Genomic DNA, 16816 nt, shown 5'->3' with positions numbered 1-16816 from the left:
AATATGTCAAGTGTTTAATGCCTGCTGATAGGCATCTGCAAGCTTTATGTCATAGTGATTTTTGGCATAAGCAGGACCATTATAACACTTGGCAAACTTAGCCCAGTCATGATTTCGTAAAGCTTGAAGCATAGTCTTATGTGCTTCAATAAATGTTACAAATGCCATTAGCTGGGCTTCTTCACTGTTGCACATCGCTTCAACAAATGTATCCACTGTTTCAAAACCTGCAAGTTGGTAGTTAAAGCCCATTATTTGAAACTTTCCCCAAGAAGCTGATTTTAACGCTTCTTTTTTATTGAGTAATTTTGCTTCCTCGAGTCGTTGATATTCTTTTAAACCACCTTTGTAGAGTTTTGGGTTCCATTTTCGAGAGGATATATGTGGATAAGCTTCATCAAATTGATGCTGTGTTAATCGGCTAAATATGTGCGCTTCAAATAATATCGCGGGTTTATTTTTAGCAATAAATGCTTTGCCACAGCTTTCAACAACAGCCACGGCTTTAACCACCGCATGATCGACCCCAAGCTGATTAGCTGCGTGTTGATAACAGTCAGCATGATTGATTGATGATGTTTCAATTGTTGGCTTTGTATTTTTTATTTTTGGGGGAGGTGTAACATCCTTAGGTGACAGTGTTTTTTTTTCAGCTGAAGGTGTTTGGTCTATGTGAACATCTGGAATTAAAAGTGTGTCGCCAGCGTAAATTAAATCAGGATTTTCAGCAAGGTGAGGATTTGCTGTAATGAGTTGTTTTAATGATAAACGATATTTTGCTGCAATTGAGGTTAGTGTATCACCACGTTTAATTAGGTATTTAGTTGTCATCTTACTACCCAGCAATTGCCAATATCATTAAGGGTAGCAGACTAACTGTTTTGCAGCTGGTTTAAGGATAGATGGTTTAAAATGTTGAAAAGGTATGGAGTGACTCCATACCTTTTTGGTAGAAATTAATCTACAACGTTTTACTGACCGGCTGACCAGTTAAACAGTTGCTCAACAATACTTGTTAATGGTTGGTCATAGCGAGATACATAGGTAGCGTAGCCTTTCCAGTCAGAAGGAATAGGCTGGCCTTTTTGCCAATTACCACCTGGGTTATACATGGATACTGCACGGCCGTCAGGTCCTGGTGTCCACAGGAAGTCAGGATGACGGTTATTGTACCATTCACCACCCACGATATTACCTTGACCATCTAATTCTAAGTCATAAGTATAACGTACGGTTGTTTTACCATCATAACGAGGTGTATCTGTGCTACGATGTGTTGGGCTGGTTTCAACCATATAGGTCATGCTCATTTGAACGCCCACTACATAAGTAGCATTACCACGGTATTTAGTAAACTTATCGCGGCTGAAGTCAGCCAGTTTAATCATGGCATCTTTAGCGCTATTGAATGCTTTACCTGTTTCGGGGTTGAAGTAAGTGTAAGAATATTGATAAACAGGTTGATTCCATACTTGATAGTCATAAGTAGCATCAAGTACAAAGCTGCGTTTGTTAACACCGATTTGGTTTACAACAGATTGGTGCCAGCTACCAGGGTTATTATCAAAACATTGTTGATCAATTACACGACCATTTTCGTCTTGTTTTGGATTTTTGGTATTACAGCGACCACCAATAAAACGTGTTCTGGGAGATGCTTCTGCCCATAACAGTGTGCCTAATGCTTTAATATCAGAAGGGTAGAATTTAATGTCTACACCATCAGGTGATTTTACAGTAACTGTATTTTTAGGGCGAGGTAACATATAAGCTGCTGGAGCCCAACCATGACATAGACCCATCCAGCGCTCAACACTGCCATTACTGTCAAAATAGCCTTTACCCATTTTCCACATTGAACTTGTTAATGTGTAATTGCTATCACCTACCAGTAGATCATATTTTTCAGAAGGTGATAAAGCATCAATATTGCCATTATTTACATAGTTTTGTGGAGGATTTGTTTGGTTGGCGTAAGTCCAATAATCATACCAGTTACTTTGATAACCTAAGCCTGAATCTCCGTAACGATCACCTAATGCACCTTTGTAGAGAGGCCAGTAAGTATCAGACCAGGGTTGCTCATTTAACTTAGCTGAACGTAGATTTTTGGCATCAATAGTGTGAATGTTTTTAATAAGTTGATTACCATTATCTACTAGTCGAGCGGGGTTATCATTGTATTGGATTGGAGAACGTTTTTTACGACTTTTTTTGTCGCTAGATGGTTTATGAATGATGTCTGTTCTAAATAAATCTTTTTCTAGAACAAAGTCATTGGACTCAATTTGTTCTTTGGTGAAAACTGTAGAAGCTTCTATTTTTTCACCATTTAGATTGTATTTAGCTGGAACTTCATTCATGACCTCTTGAGTACTTTGATAAAAGCGATTTAAGTACTCGCTCACTGCTTTTTGTTCATCAATACTTACTGATGCACTGGCTTGCGATGCAATGGCAAATGCAAGTAATGATACAGGAAAAAGAGGTTGAGTTAGTTTCATTTCTACTTCCTTATATGAGTAACAAAAGATTGTTTAGCCCATTTCCACTTGATATGGCTTGCTTTTAATGTTGAGTTTTTAGCTTTATGTATTTAGAGTCTCAACGATTTTATTCTTCAATGAATTTTTGAAATTATTATTTTAGGTGTTACCTGTTGTATTAACTTACAAAAGTCCGTTTAGAATATTTTTCATAAAAAAATACTCATAATGTCGGCTACATTGGAGATAAACAAACCATAATCTGACAAATACACCTATGTCAGAGACAAGTGATGTATTAATGTGGTGTGAATTATGTCACAAAGTGTAAATGGATGGCTAGTCTTTTTTTCAAACAAAATTGATTGAAGTCATCTTCTGTATAGTTACTTATTGGTTAAAAAATATCTACTTGGCTGGAATGAGTTAAAGTTTATTCTCGCTAAGAATGTAGCGTTAGAGTTTAGCCTTTCATAATAAAGCATTTTTAGGGTAAAAATGCTTTCTCAAAAAGTATGCCAAACAACAATGTAAAAGAGGAAATTTTTTTTGGAAAAAAGAGCATATTTGCGAATTAATAAACTTCATGAATCATATATGCATAAATTACCTAGTGTTTATCCTTGTTTGTTTTTGGCCGGATACTACTTTCTTTTAGATTCACGACAAATTAGTAATACATGTTACCAGTGTTTGATTTTTATACGTAGTGTGTAAGCGTTTTGTGAGTTAGACAGGCACACCTTCCGTGGTGCTTGCCTTTTAAAGCGATCTTTCCCTTTATTACCTTTACAGATTAAAATTTATTATTGATTGCAATGAAATATGCCTGTTCATGCATATCAATTTTTATTTTAACTTTTTGACGAATACTTTCGAATTTCTCTGGAAATTATAGAGTGCCTGTTTTTTCTCTGGAAGGTCAGTTACTTTGGCTGTCTGGAAACCTCTTTCAAGAAACCAGTGTGCAGTTCGAGTTGTCAGCACAAATAAATTTCGAATACCGTGGTTAATAGCATATTCTTCACAGAAGGTAAGTAGCTGATCACCGTGTGAATGGCCGCGGTAGTCAGAATGAATGGCAAAGCAAGCCAGCTCAGCACTGTCATCAGTGAAGGCGTGAATGGATGCGCAGCCTATTGTCATGCCATCGCGCTCTATTAGCATAAACTGATTAATTTCTCGCTCTAGCTGTTTTCTTGAGCGACGAACTAAAATACCTTGCTCTTCCAAAGGCTGAATTAATTCCAATACACCACCGATGTCTTCTATTGAAGCTTGTCTTACTTCTTCATAACCTGTGTGAGTAATAAGTGTACCGGAACCATCTCGTGTAAAGAGTTCCTGTAATAATGCACCATCAATACTATGACTAATAATATGGCTGCGTTTTACATTAACAGCGCAAGCCGCTAAAGAAGATTGCATAAGTCTGAGTGCTTCTTCATTTTCTTGTTCTTGGATGACTACTCTTGCTTTTGCGGGTGTCATTGCTTTTAAAAGCTGCCCTGAGCGACTATAAACGCCTTGTGCTTTGCCAAAGACGATAAGTTTTTCGGCCTTTAATGCAATCGCTGTCTGGGTGGCGACATCTTCTGCGGCTAAATTAAATACTTCTCCTGTTGGTGAAGAGCCCAAGCAATTGAGTAGAACAACATAGCCTTGATCTAACTGCTGATGAATGACTTCATTATCGATCCGTCTGACTTCTCCTGTATGCTGGAAGTCAATACCATCTAAAACACCCAGTGGTTTGGCGGTGACAAAGTTACCACTAATGACTCGAATGCGAGCGTTATGCATAGGCGAGTTTGCTAACCCCATAGATAACATCGCTTCTGTTTTGGTGCGAATGTTACCTACAGCATCTTTTACAATTTCTAAAACATCCTTATCTGTCACTCGTATATTTTTGTAGTAAGCACATGTTATTTCACTGTGTGCAAGCCGCTCATCAATTTGTGGTCTGGCACCAATGACTAATACAAGACGTACACCCAAACTGTTAAGCAAGGCAATATCATGGATTGTATTGGCAAAGTTGTTATCTTGAACGGCTTCTCCACTTAACATCAGCACGAAGGTTTTTCCTCGGTGAGCATTAATGTAAGGCGAAGAGTGGCGGAAAAAGTGAATGTACTCAGGTGAAGAAAAATCTACCATGCTAACAGGCTCATCAAAACGGTTTATGCTTAACGTACATCAAACTGAATTATTATACCTAATCATCTATTAGCGGCTAGTTGCTAAAATCTTTTTGTTTTCGATTTAGATAAAATAATTGGGCAATTATGCCCAATTAAATGGTTAGGTCACTTTTAAACCTGCTGAAGAAATGCAGTAGTGATGGATTAGCTGCTGCAGGATTTTTATAAAAGGGTTAATGCGTGATAATGGTAAACATTCGTCAGGCTGATGTGCTTTAGCTATATCGCCTGGACCCAGTACCACAGTATCCATACCTAAAGATCGTAAAAACGGCGCTTCGGTTGCGAAAGCCACGCTTTCTGCTTGTTGTTGTGTCAGTTGTTGACAATATTGTACAAACGGACTTTTTGCTGGGGTTTCAAATGCTTCAACGCTTGGAAATAGAGGATTGAGCTCGATATCAATTGATCGTTGTTCAGCAATAAGAGCAAGTCTTTGGCGTATGCTATCCCTTAACGCTTCAGTACTCATACCAGGTAAAGGCCTTAGGTCAAAGGCTAACTCACAGCTACCACATATGCGGTTTGGGTTGTCTCCACCATGGATACAGCCTAGGTTCATCGTTGGTGTAGGAACGGTAAAAAGCGGGTTATTAAACTGGCTGGCAAGTTTCTGGCGAAACTGCATGAGATCACCCAGTACATAATACATGGCATCTAAAGCATTATTGCCAAGACTGGGATCACTGGAGTGCCCTGATGAACCAAATATTGAGACTCGTTCCATCATGATCCCTTTATGCATATTAATAGGCTTCATGTTGGTCGGTTCACCAATAAGGGCAAATCTGCCTAGTTTTTTTTGGGCATCAACTAAAGCGCGAGCGCCATCCATTGAAGTCTCTTCATCCGCAGTAGCAACGACGACAAGTGGGCATTGAAATGTTTGTGTTAATAAAGGTTTTACTGCTTCAATGATGAGGGGAAAAAAGCCTTTCATATCACAAATACCTAAGCCAAAGTAGGCATCATCACGTTCAGTCAGCTGAAAAGGGTTGCTTTGCCATAGGTGTTCATCACAGGGCACTGTATCAGTGTGACCAGCTAATACTAATCCGCCAGTTCCTTCACCATAACGGGCGATCAGGTTTAGTTTTTTATTATGAGTCGTATGAACGGGCATTAGCTCAACCTGGAACCCTAGCGTTTCAAACCACGTGGCTAACTGAGTTATGACGGGTTGATTGGTTTGATCCAATTGAGGATTGGCACTACTGACAGAGTTAGAGGCTATAAGAGTAGCCAGCATTTCGGGAAGAGGAGGAAGAACCGATGTGCTCATAGTGGTTTCCAAAATTTTTCTTATGATAGTTATTGCACACCTTAAAAGAAAACCAGCCACTTAGAAAGTTGGCTGGTTTTTTTTGAGCTTATATTTGAAAGGCGAGTTTGTATTTAAGTAAATAAGCCTTTCAGTATGTAAAAGAAAATAATGGCAAGGCACGCACCTGCTGGAAGTGTGATAACCCAGGACATGATGATACTACCAATGACGCGAAGGTTAAGTGCACCAATACCACGCGCAAGGCCAACACCCAATACCGCCCCTACTAAAGTATGTGTGGTTGAAACAGGAAGCCCTGTGCCGGATGCAAGTACAACAGTTGTTGCTGCTGCTAGTTCTGCAGCAAAACCACGGCTTGGTGTGAGCTCTGTGATTTTCTTACCAATGGTTTGCATTACTTTATAACCATAGGTAGCAAGTCCTGCAACAATACCCATTCCACCCAGCAAGAGTATCCACCAAGGCATACTCGCTTTGGCAAGAACTTGGCCTGATGAACTAATAACGCTATAAATAGCCGCTAATGGGCCAACAGCATTAGCTACATCATTTGAACCATGCGCAAATGCCATAGAGCATGCAGTGAAAATCATGAGTACCGCAAACAGTTTTTCAACACTGGTAAAATGGAAGTCTTTATCTGCTTTAGGGTCAGGTTTGATACGACTTAAAATAACTTTACCCAAAGCCATTACCGCTAAGCCGAAAAGAAGAGCAACTAAGAAACTCTGGCCATACGAGAGGTCAAGACCAATATGCTTTAAGCCCTTAACCAGCGTCACCATTGCAATCATGAACCCGGTGAAAAACATGTACATAGGGACAAATTTCTGCGCACACTCAAAGGGTTTTTCTCGATTTAAAATGAGTTTTTGAACACTGGTGAAGAGGCCGAATGCGATGGTGCCTGATAAAAGAGGAGAAACTATCCAACTTGCTGCGATAGTGCCTACTTTCCCCCAGTTAACCACATCAACAGATATGCCTACCGCGGCGAAGCCGACAATAGCGCCAATGATGGAGTGTGTGGTGCTAACAGGCCAGCCTTTTAGTGACGCGACTAGTAGCCAGCATCCTGCAGCGAGGAGGGCGGAAAGCATTCCGAAAACAAGGAGCTCAGGTTGTTCTGCCAAAATAGGCAGGTTGGGATCCACAATGCCTTTACGAATGGTTGCAGTAACAGATCCCCCAGCTAAATAAGCACCAGCAAATTCAAACAGCATAGCAATAAAAATTGCTTGCTTTACTGTCAGGGCTCTTGAGCCAACTGATGTCCCCATTGCGTTAGCGACATCATTAGCGCCAACGCCCCAAGCCATGAAAAAACCAAAAAGACAGGCCATGCCCAATAATAGCGGGCCATATTCAGCAATAATGCTCATAGTCAGTTACCGAATTACTGAGATTTTTTTACCGGGCAAGTAATAGTTGTAAGTGACTACCAACTCGAGATGCTCGATCTGCCAAGTCCCCTATCCAATCAATAATTTTGTAGAGGAACATGACATCCACGGGAGGTAAGTTTTTTTCCTGTTCAAACAGGGTGGCGCGAATAGAGATTTGTAACTCATCCGTGTCACTTTCGATGGCATCCAGTTCCTCAATCATCTTTTCAACAATGCCAACTTCTCGACCAGCAAAGCCTGTCTCGACCAGCTCGTCTAGCTCACTCATTGCTTTTAATGCTTGTGCAGACGTATCAACAGAACGTTGAACATACTTAAGGAAAGGAGCATGAAGTTCAGCAGGTACTTGCATTTTTCGGCCTAGCATGAGGCCTGCAATATCCTTCGCTCGATTGGCGACTTTATCCTGAACAGTAATGATGTCCAGTAAGTCGGTACGAGGTACGGGAAGAAATAAGCTCTTTGGCAAAGAGAGGCGGATCTTTTTCTTTAGAAGATCAGCATCGCCTTCAAGCCGAGCTATTTCAGCCTGTATTTTCGCAGCTTCATCCCAGTTATTATCCAGGACGGCTTCTATAAATGGTACTAATAATGTTGCACACTCATGCGCTTTAGAGATGTGCTTTTGGATCGGCCCTATCGGCGAGCGTCCAAACATACTTAAGAGTAGGTTGTTCGCAGGCATGACAGCTTTTTCCTGTGAGAATTTGGCGCAAGTATAAGTGCTTGGTGAAAATGAAACCACCCCTAATGTAAGAAAAAATAAACAATCTTTAGTACTTTATTAGAAAACCTAGTGTTCTCAACGCCTTAGTAGCATTATTCATTATGCTAGGCACGCTACTTTGAGTTTTTTTACTCATAGGCGTCTGACAAGTTTAATATCACTAGCGTTTTAATACTAATTGCTTACAGGAGAAAGAAATGGGGGCAGAAACAGAATTAAAGCTGGCTATAAATGAAGAGAACATAGCGTACTTTCGTCAACTTTCAGTACTCAACAATAAAGCCAGTAAGTATGAAGGGAAGCAACAGCTCATTAATCATTATTACGATACAGCGGATCAGCAGCTTCATAAGCAACGTGTTGCTTTGCGAACTCGCTTAACAGGGGATGGACGTTGGTTGCAGACATTGAAAACACGGGGGAACAGTGTAGAGGGTTTGTCTGTACGTGGTGAGTGGGAGTGGTCTTTATCATCATCTGAGTTAGATTTTTCTTACTTAACGACAGAAGTATGGCCAGAAGCATTACAAAAAATTAGTCCTGCAGACCTGCAGGTAACACTGAGCACAAACTTTGAGCGTGAGAGCTGGCGAGTCACTTTGGTTAATGGGGCGGTTATTGAGATTGTTTTAGACATTGGAGCAATCTTGGCAGGTGGTGCTCAGCAACCTATAAGTGAAGTTGAACTTGAGTTAAAGCAGGGGTCTATTGATGACTTAAAAGGGGTAGCACACGAAATAATGAAATTTATCCAATTGGAGCCGTGTGATTTAAGTAAAGCTGAGCGAGGTTATCTATTATTAAACATAGGTAACAGTAGTGAAGTGAATGAATAGTAATGAAGAAGGATGCACAAGTGGCAGTAATACAAGCACGGGCTGGTGCACAACGGCCTGATCAGGTTTTAGACTTACGGGGGATAGTCGAGTCACTCGTCAGTGATGGGCTGTTAACAGAGGCAACAGCAGAGACGCTGCTATCAAAACGTCGTAATGCCCTGCAATCTAAAATGCATCCGCTAGAGTATTTGGCAACGCAAAAGCTTAAAAATGAGTCGCATGAGACTCAGGTATTGGATATAGACAATCTTTCTGAGTGGCTGGCCAAAAAGGCACATCAACCCTACTACCATATTGATCCCTTAAAGATTGATGTTCAGTCAGTAACAAAACTTATGTCCCATGCTTATGCTGAACGTCATCAGATTCTGGCTGTAGAAGTAAATAATGATGTGGTGGTCATTGCCAGTGCTGAACCTTATATATTTAGCTGGGAAGATAATTTACGGCATGTATTGCGTAAAGAGATCAAGCGAGTAGTCAGTAATCCTGCTGACATTCGTCGTTATTGTGTTGAGTTTTATAAAATAGCGCAATCTGTTTCTAGGGCTACTGGTTCTGGTTATTCAAGCATGCTCAATAATTTTGAGCAAATGCTTGAGCTAGGTAATCTACAGGCGCCTGATGCCAATGATCAGCACATTGTTAATATTGTTGATTGGTTATTGCAGTATGCTTTTGAGCAGCGCGCCAGTGATATTCACATTGAGCCACGACGTGAGAAAGGTATTTTACGCTTTCGTATTGATGGTGTTTTACATCAGGTTTATGAGCTGCCTGCTCAAGTCTGTGCAGCCGTCACCAGTCGTCTAAAAATACTGGGGCGGATGGACGTTGCCGAAAAACGTAAACCACAGGATGGGCGGCTTAAAACCAAAAGTCCTGAAGGTAATGAGGTGGAACTTCGTTTATCAACATTACCTACTGCATTTGGTGAAAAGCTGGTCATGCGTATTTTTGACCCCGATGTATTGCTGAAGACGTTTGCAGAGCTGGGGCTTGCGCGTGAAGATGGTGACCGTTGGCAGGAAATGATTACACAACCCAATGGTATTGTCTTAGTCACAGGACCAACAGGTTCAGGTAAGACGACAACACTCTACTCTTCATTAAAAGAGCTGGCTACACCTCAGGTGAATGTGTGTACCATTGAAGACCCTATCGAAATGGTTGAACCTGCTTTCAACCAAATGCAGGTGCAGCATAATATCGATCTTAGCTTTGCCAGTGGTGTTCGAGCACTTTTACGGCAAGACCCTGATATCATCATGATTGGTGAGATTCGTGACCTTGAAACGGCTGAAATGGCTATGCAAGCAGCTTTGACGGGTCACTTAGTGTTATCAACTCTGCATACCAATGATGCCCCTTCTGCAATCACCAGGCTTATGGAGCTGGGCGTTCCTCCCTATATGATTAAAGCAACAGTGGTTGGTGTTATGGCTCAACGTTTAGTCCGGACGTTATGCCCAGCCTGTAAGCAACCAAGTCAAGTTGATGAGTCGGCATGGCGGGAACTGACTCGCCCATGGTCTGCACCGGTACCTGGTCATGCCTGCCAGCCAGCAGGGTGTCTAGAATGTAGAGAAACGGGTTACAGAGGACGTGTTGGAGTCTATGAGATTTTGCGTTTAACGAATAGGGTCAAAAATCAGATTAGTGGTGAAACCGACCTTACTTCAATGCGTAAGCTTGCTTATAAAGAGGGAATGCGCAGTTTAAGAGTGAGTGGCGCACAGAAAATTGCAGCAGGCTTGACGACAATCGAAGAGGTGTTACGCGTTACTCCCAGCTCAGAGAATCATTAAGACACTCTCTCTTTATGTATTTTATCTTTATGTATAGGTGCTGATATTAAATGTAAATACCACATGTTGTGAATAATGTGCCAAGTTATAACTGTGATAAATTCATCGCAACATTTTCTTTAATGACTATTTGGAGACAGTAATGGAACTGCCTATTGTTCTTATTGTACTTGTGGTATTGGCTCTATCTTTGCTGTTTATGGCTTTTAAGTCTGTTAATCAAGGCTATGAGTGGACTGTGGAACGCTTTGGCCGCTATACCCGAACGTTAACACCTGGGCTTAATGTCATTATTCCATTTTTTGACCGAGTGGGTCGAAGAATGAATATGATGGAAACCGTATTAGATATTCCTCCTCAAGAGGTCATCAGTAGTGATAACGCGATGGTGACAATTGATGCTGTGTGCTTCTTTCAGGTAGTGAATGCGGCACAAGCCGCTTATGAAGTAAATCAGTTAGAGCATGCAATACGTAATCTGACGATGACCAATATTCGTACAGTATTAGGTTCTCTTGAACTGGATGCAATGTTATCTCAGCGTGATCAGATTAATGAGCGGCTATTACATACAGTGGATGAAGCAACAAATCCATGGGGAGTAAAAGTCACACGGATTGAAATTAGAGATATTACACCGCCTGCTGACCTGGTTGAAGCCATGGCAAATCAGATGAAAGCTGAGCGGGAAAAGCGTGCGGCTATTCTTGAGGCACAAGGAGAGCGGCAAGCAGAAATTTTAAAGGCAGAAGGTCAAAAACAAGCTGAGATACTGCGAGCAGAGGGGGAGCGTCAAGCTGCCTTTTTAGAAGCAGAAGCACGAGAGCGTGCTGCGGAAGCCGAAGCAAAAGCGACGAATATGGTTTCTCAAGCAATCGCAGAAGGTAATATCCAGGCAGTGAATTACTTTGTGGCTCAAAAATATGTTGAGGCATTAAAAGACGTTGCTTCTGCTGAAAACTCAAAAGTGATTATGATGCCTCTTGAAGCGTCTAGCATAATTGGTTCTGTGGCAGGTATTAAAGAACTTGTTCAAGAAAGTATGGCGAAACAATAATGCTAATAGAATGGCTATCGCATATCTCATTTTGGGTGTGGTTTGGTATAGGGCTTTTTTGTCTCATTGTTGAAGTGTTTGGAACGGGCGGATATTTCCTGTGGATTGGTATTTCAGCAGGAACAGTAGGTTTACTTAAGTGGTTATTTCCTAATTTAAGTTGGGAATTCCAGTTAATCATATTCTCTTTAATTGCTCTCATTAGTGCTTACAGCTGGTGGCGATATTTAAAACACAAACCTTCTCTCCCGAATCAATCAAACTTAAATCAGAGAAGCCAGCAATTATTAGGACGATGTTATGTGGTGAGTGAAGCGATTGTTGGTGGACGCGGTAAAATAAAAGTGGGAGATAGTTTTTGGATGGTAACAGGACCTGATTCTCCTGAAGGGGCTCAAGTAAAAGTTGTTGCTGTAAATGGTATGCAGCTTCAAGTTGAAGCGGTTAAGAGTCGGAGTATTGAAAATGATGTGCAGGAGAAAAAAATACCTGATTAAGTACATATGTGGTAAGTGATTGATTTGATTCTATTAAACTGGAAATAGAACAAATGTTCTTATTTCTCTGTAGGTGAGACTGTATTAATCCCTGCTGAATGTACTAAAAAATCCTCCGAGCCGATTAATGAAAGCTCGGAGGAATACGAAGTTAAACTATGCTATGGACTGCGCATAAAAGAATTGGTGAAGGATTTAGTATACCTAGTGTGGAAGGTATATTTTCAACTGAAGAATTATTGCGTAATAAGTGAGGTCAAAAATGATCAACAGTTGGTTTGGAGCAAAGGTATGGTTGTGGATAGCAGCTACTGTTTGTTTCACGTTTGGTAGTTTATGTATGGCTGATTTGCCTGCAGAAATTGAAGTTGACCGCTTTATTTTGGCAGCAAAAAAGCATATTGAACAGGGACATTACAGCCAAGCTGAGCAATATTTACAAAAAGCTATTGCGTTACAAGTTACACCACCAGATGAGTTTTATTTTATTTATGGCAAGGTTTTATTTCAAAATAGAAAAATGGATCAAGCGCAGGAAAATGTTGAACGTTATTTAAAGCGAACAGGGAAGGAAGGAGAGTATTATCAAGAAGCGTTAGGAATGTTTACGAATATTGAAGAATATAAACAAAAAGATCAGCAGAAAAAAGCTGCGATTAGTTCGGCAGATAAAAGCGATGTTATAAAAATAGAACCAAGTAAAATGGATAAGGTTGTAAACAATCTTAAAGCTCAATACAAAACATCAAGTGAAACTGTTGCCTTAGAATCTTATATTAATGAGTTGCTTTCTGAATATGCCCTGCGAAAAGGCAAAGTAATTAATTTAAATAAAGAGGCAGATGAACTGTACACTATTAATGCTAAAAATCCTGGAGAGTTAATAGTAACTAAGGCCACAAGAGTGGCAGGTGATGGCGATAAACAGTTACAAAATTCAGTTTTAAAGATTTATGGCGTTACTACAGATATTAAATATAATTGTTCAAATGTGGATAATACTTGCTGGATTAAACATCCTGTTACTCTAGAGCGATGGATGGCTATCCGAAGTGGTGAAAATATTGCTAATAAATTATCTAAATTTATTGGTGAGCTTATAAAATATAAACAAAAAGAAGGATAAATAAATTTAACGATAAAAAACGCAGAGCTTTAAAAGGGTGTCTACCATAGTTTTTCTGTCACCAGTGTGGTGATTCTATTTTGGCTATTATATGATAATAGGTGAATACCCTTTGAGCTTGCTTTTGCTAAGGTTGTTAGCTTTTACCCGATGAGGTTCAATGGTGTATTCTTAGCTATCGGTATGGTTATTATGTAATAGTTCACATTACTTGATACTATTATTGGTAGTTAGACGTTTCTCATATTTTTACCTTTGTGTAGTGATCAGTGCTTCTCACAAAGAGAATTTCTTATATCCCTGAATCACCTGTCTTACAGTAAATGATTACTGTCGCTTAAGCGGCGTGAACATATCTACAACATATACAATTACTGAAGTGTCTTTTATTTTATTGTGCAAGATATCGCATAAAGCATAATAAGCCCTCTTTATACTCCTTAGAAGTGTTTCCTGAGCTTGTTTACCAAGAGCTGTAGTTTGCTTCTCAAGAGGTTCTATTTTTATGAAGAATTCGAAAATAATTATAGGTGCTGGTGCACTGCTGGTAGGTGTTTGTGCTGCCGTAGTTTTGACACCTGCACTAAAGACAAAGCCTGCCAGTAGTGTTCAATCAGTCAGTAGCACGGCGGGTGAAAAAGCACAATCTGTGGCTCCCGTAAATTCGGGTAATGCTTCGGTTGCGCCTAGTCAAGAGGACGCAACGGCTGAAGCTGTCGCTAAACAAGAAGATATTCCATTACCTGAGCCTGGTCCACAACTAGCTGAAGTTGATCCAAATGAAGTGATCAATATGTGGAAAGTGGATGATCAACACCCAACGACTGAAGATGCTGGTGTGACAGCTTACAATGTTCAAGTTGATCCAACTATTGTTTCCAGTCTTCAAATGGGCCAAACCCTGGAATTTGAAATACCTCAATTGAATCAGTCGTATAAAGCTCAGCTTACTTCCACACATAACCAGCTAGATGATGTTCATGTTTTTAAAGGTAAAATTGAAAATGGAAGTAACGTTGAGAATGTGATTGTTACTCGTGGAGAAATTGAAACGTATGTAACCGTTTCAACTGAGCAAGGGGTTTACACCACTCGCATTGATAACAAAACCGGTAGAAGCACTGTGGTGAGTGAAACAGACCGCTTACGCACAATTACTAATTTTAATGATGCTCTACCTGCACCTGAAGTCCCTATAACGCCACCTCAAAAAGATAATGGCTAAATAAATAATTTTAAAAGATTAAGTAGCCACTGCAGTGCTTAGGGTTGTATGTAGGAGAAAAGAAGAAATGGTAAGCCAAATAAAACGATCGATAATGGGGCTGAGTTTTTTAACTGCCTCTATTCTATCTGCCTCAGCTGTTGCTGAGACAGTTGATGTTATGCTGATGTATTCGCCAGAAGTAGCAGAAAACACAGACATAAAAGCAAAAATGGCATCTTGGGTAGAGTATGCAAATACAGTCTATAAAAATAGTGAGCTTAATTTAAAGCTACGCTTAGTGCATTCAGGAACACTAAGCAAAGACTATGGAAACATTGATCAGGAAACACTTAAGAAACTGACGGATGACAGTGAGGTATCTAAGCTGCGGCAAGAGAAGGGAGCAGATATTGTCAGTTTTGTGACTACCCGTACAGGAGACAAGTGTATTGTGTCTTGGATGCCAAAGGGTGAAAACGGAAAGTTAAAAGAAACAGCAGGTAATTTAGCGTTTAATATTTTCGGTGACTCTTGTGGTGAAAGTGCTCTGGTACATGCAATAGGTCATAATTTTTCTTTAGGTCACTCTGCTCGACAAAACTCAGAAGGTGGAATGTACGCATGGGCTAGAGGTCATGGGCAAGATGGTTTATTTACCACCGTTATGGCCTCTTCAAATGCCTATGGTGATGCACCTCAAGTCGCGGTGATGTCGACTCCTGTGTTGAAAAAGTGTAAAGACCAAACGTGTGGTGTTGATAAGGAAAGTGAAGAGGGGGCTGATGCTGTCTCAAATATGAAGCAGGTAGCAGCACAAATAGCTGCTTATATGCCAACCAAAGTTGACGATGGTGGTAATCCTCCAGATGATGGTGACCCTGGAGATGGAGATACCCCTGGAGATGGAGATACCCCTGGAGATGGAGATAAACCCGGAGATGGCGATCTTCCTGATACTATCTGTAAAAAACCAGATTTAGAAAAAGATAATTTAGTATTGCAGTCAGACTTTAATAGTATTGATAAATGGCAGCCTTTTTACACAAGTGCCACTCAGTTAAAGCAGCATGCTGTAAAACGAGAGTGCGGACGTGATAATTTGCTACATATCACCAGCCGTAAGCAATATTATGATGGCGTGATTCAAGACTTGACAGGAAAACTTGAAGCGGATCAAAAGTACACGTTAACAGCTAAGCTGGGCATGAAAGCGGGTGATGATGGCAAAGAAAATCGAGACTTTGGTCTAGTTGCATTGCTTATAAAAAATGACCTTGGTGCTTACTACTATCAGTACCTGTCAATTAAGTCCATTACCACAAATGAAATGACTGATATTAATGAGACTTTTTCTTTGCAAGCGCTAGGTAAAGTAGAGAAAGTTAAATTACTGATTTTTGGACCTAAAGGTCAACGTGATTTACTGGTTGATGAAGTTAAAATTTCGAAATTCTCCAGTGAGACACCTGAGCCGCCCACAAATCCTCCTTTGCTTGAGCATTCGTTTGAGGAGAGTGATCATGGTTGGAAGCCTGCATTTGGTTCAGGAGCACTAGAACGAAAGTCTGACTTTGCTCATGGTGGCCAGTGGTCTTTAATGTCATCTGATCGAAGCCATTGGTATTCTGGACCCTCAATTAACTTGAAAGGTCTAATTGAGGCAGGTAAAGCCTATACTTTATCTCTTGCCGCAAGCCTGGGTAAGGACTCTAAAGCAGAAGAGAATATTGATATTCAGCTCTTCTATGTAGACGAAGAAGGATACCACTGGCAACGTTTAACAACTGAAAAGCTTGCAGCAGGTGGTGCTTGGTCTGAAATTACTACAACCTTGCAGTTTGCTCCTAAAGGAACACTGAAATATGCAAACTTGTACATTTTTGGGCCTGAGCCATCCGCATCACTTTTTATTGATGATATTAGCTTGAAGCTCAATTCTGAAAAGTAGTGATTTGAATAAGTAAGTAGGGCGGGTACATTGTGCCCGCTTTTTTATTTCCGTCTAAATATATTTGAGAAATTTGTCACGCTTGTGTGTAGCGACAAGGATACATATCACCATCCAAATTGAGATCTTTATCTCATTAATGTCGAAAAGAGCATCATCTTAAATGCCAGTGTGAGTAAGTTCATTTATATTCAACATGGAGAAACTTATACTTCCACCAGCA

Annotated in this window: 13 protein-coding genes; 7 read left to right on the top strand and 6 right to left on the bottom strand. The window is 40.4% G+C overall.

The genetic code is table 11. The features are described from left to right. Nucleotides 1–6: 6 nt before the first annotated feature. The 6 genes from ACQ96U_RS14770 to ACQ96U_RS14745 all read right to left on the bottom strand — a co-directional run bounded on the left by ACQ96U_RS14770 (nucleotide 7) and on the right by ACQ96U_RS14745 (nucleotide 8069). A complete protein-coding gene (locus ACQ96U_RS14770) occupies nucleotides 7–831 on the bottom strand; it encodes a LysM peptidoglycan-binding domain-containing protein (RefSeq protein WP_431722040.1) in 825 nt (274 codons plus the stop codon). A gap of 140 nt (nucleotides 832–971) precedes the next feature. After that, nucleotides 972–2504 (bottom strand): hypothetical protein, encoded by a 1533-nt coding sequence (locus ACQ96U_RS14765; RefSeq protein WP_431722039.1) that lies wholly within the window; start codon nucleotides 2502–2504, stop codon nucleotides 972–974. Between the two features lie 831 nt (nucleotides 2505–3335). Further along, the gene (gene argA / locus ACQ96U_RS14760) at nucleotides 3336–4649 is read right to left on the bottom strand and encodes an amino-acid N-acetyltransferase (protein ID WP_431722038.1); all 1314 of its coding nucleotides are present in this window, start codon (nucleotides 4647–4649) and stop codon (nucleotides 3336–3338) included. A gap of 144 nt (nucleotides 4650–4793) precedes the next feature. Then, on the bottom strand, nucleotides 4794–5975 hold the full coding sequence (argE, locus tag ACQ96U_RS14755; protein WP_431722037.1) for an acetylornithine deacetylase: 1182 nt from the start codon (nucleotides 5973–5975) through the stop codon (nucleotides 4794–4796). Nucleotides 5976–6088: 113 nt separating this feature from the next. Further along, a complete protein-coding gene (locus tag ACQ96U_RS14750; RefSeq protein ID WP_431722036.1) occupies nucleotides 6089–7360 on the bottom strand; it encodes an inorganic phosphate transporter in 1272 nt (423 codons plus the stop codon). 28 nt (nucleotides 7361–7388) lie between these two features. Beyond that, complete coding sequence (locus ACQ96U_RS14745; RefSeq protein ID WP_431722035.1) at nucleotides 7389–8069, bottom strand: TIGR00153 family protein; 681 nt, start codon at nucleotides 8067–8069, stop codon at nucleotides 7389–7391. A gap of 239 nt (nucleotides 8070–8308) precedes the next feature. On the opposite strand from ACQ96U_RS14745, the gene ACQ96U_RS14740 reads away from it, so the two are divergent. From ACQ96U_RS14740 to ACQ96U_RS14710, 7 genes are all read left to right on the top strand, one after another. Beyond that, the gene (locus tag ACQ96U_RS14740) at nucleotides 8309–8947 is read left to right on the top strand and encodes an inorganic triphosphatase (protein WP_431722034.1); all 639 of its coding nucleotides are present in this window, start codon (nucleotides 8309–8311) and stop codon (nucleotides 8945–8947) included. A gap of 2 nt (nucleotides 8948–8949) precedes the next feature. Beyond that, nucleotides 8950–10758 (top strand): GspE/PulE family protein, encoded by a 1809-nt coding sequence (locus tag ACQ96U_RS14735; protein ID WP_431722033.1) that lies wholly within the window; start codon nucleotides 8950–8952, stop codon nucleotides 10756–10758. A gap of 142 nt (nucleotides 10759–10900) precedes the next feature. Then, the gene (locus ACQ96U_RS14730; RefSeq protein ID WP_431722032.1) at nucleotides 10901–11815 is read left to right on the top strand and encodes an SPFH domain-containing protein; all 915 of its coding nucleotides are present in this window, start codon (nucleotides 10901–10903) and stop codon (nucleotides 11813–11815) included. Beyond that, complete coding sequence (locus tag ACQ96U_RS14725; protein ID WP_431722031.1) at nucleotides 11815–12312, top strand: NfeD family protein; 498 nt, start codon at nucleotides 11815–11817, stop codon at nucleotides 12310–12312. The genes ACQ96U_RS14730 and ACQ96U_RS14725 overlap by 1 nt, the downstream gene beginning before the upstream one ends. 262 nt (nucleotides 12313–12574) lie before the next feature. Further along, entirely contained in the window at nucleotides 12575–13438 is an 864-nt protein-coding gene (locus ACQ96U_RS14720) for a hypothetical protein (protein ID WP_431722030.1), read from the top strand. 505 nt (nucleotides 13439–13943) lie between these two features. After that, nucleotides 13944–14663 (top strand): hypothetical protein, encoded by a 720-nt coding sequence (locus tag ACQ96U_RS14715; RefSeq protein WP_431722029.1) that lies wholly within the window; start codon nucleotides 13944–13946, stop codon nucleotides 14661–14663. A 67-nt stretch (nucleotides 14664–14730) separates the two neighbouring features. Then, on the top strand, nucleotides 14731–16593 hold the full coding sequence (locus ACQ96U_RS14710; RefSeq protein ID WP_431722028.1) for a carbohydrate binding domain-containing protein: 1863 nt from the start codon (nucleotides 14731–14733) through the stop codon (nucleotides 16591–16593). Nucleotides 16594–16816: the final 223 nt, after the last annotated feature.

The sequence above is a fragment of the Zooshikella sp. RANM57 genome (assembly GCF_050749885.1).
GTDB lineage: Bacteria > Pseudomonadota > Gammaproteobacteria > Pseudomonadales > Zooshikellaceae > Zooshikella.
This window is presented reverse-complemented; position numbering and strand designations above follow the sequence as displayed.

Coding starts and splice junctions, on each gene's coding strand:
- ACQ96U_RS14770 (WP_431722040.1), bottom strand. CDS start 831: ATGACAACTAAATACCTAATTAAACGTGGTGATACACTAACCTCAATT.
- ACQ96U_RS14765 (WP_431722039.1), bottom strand. CDS start 2,504: ATGAAACTAACTCAACCTCTTTTTCCTGTATCATTACTTGCATTTGCC.
- argA (WP_431722038.1), bottom strand. CDS start 4,649: ATGGTAGATTTTTCTTCACCTGAGTACATTCACTTTTTCCGCCACTCT.
- argE (WP_431722037.1), bottom strand. CDS start 5,975: ATGAGCACATCGGTTCTTCCTCCTCTTCCCGAAATGCTGGCTACTCTT.
- ACQ96U_RS14750 (WP_431722036.1), bottom strand. CDS start 7,360: ATGAGCATTATTGCTGAATATGGCCCGCTATTATTGGGCATGGCCTGT.
- ACQ96U_RS14745 (WP_431722035.1), bottom strand. CDS start 8,069: ATGCCTGCGAACAACCTACTCTTAAGTATGTTTGGACGCTCGCCGATA.
- ACQ96U_RS14740 (WP_431722034.1), top strand. CDS start 8,309: ATGGGGGCAGAAACAGAATTAAAGCTGGCTATAAATGAAGAGAACATA.
- ACQ96U_RS14735 (WP_431722033.1), top strand. CDS start 8,950: ATGAAGAAGGATGCACAAGTGGCAGTAATACAAGCACGGGCTGGTGCA.
- ACQ96U_RS14730 (WP_431722032.1), top strand. CDS start 10,901: ATGGAACTGCCTATTGTTCTTATTGTACTTGTGGTATTGGCTCTATCT.
- ACQ96U_RS14725 (WP_431722031.1), top strand. CDS start 11,815: ATGCTAATAGAATGGCTATCGCATATCTCATTTTGGGTGTGGTTTGGT.
- ACQ96U_RS14720 (WP_431722030.1), top strand. CDS start 12,575: ATGATCAACAGTTGGTTTGGAGCAAAGGTATGGTTGTGGATAGCAGCT.
- ACQ96U_RS14715 (WP_431722029.1), top strand. CDS start 13,944: ATGAAGAATTCGAAAATAATTATAGGTGCTGGTGCACTGCTGGTAGGT.
- ACQ96U_RS14710 (WP_431722028.1), top strand. CDS start 14,731: ATGGTAAGCCAAATAAAACGATCGATAATGGGGCTGAGTTTTTTAACT.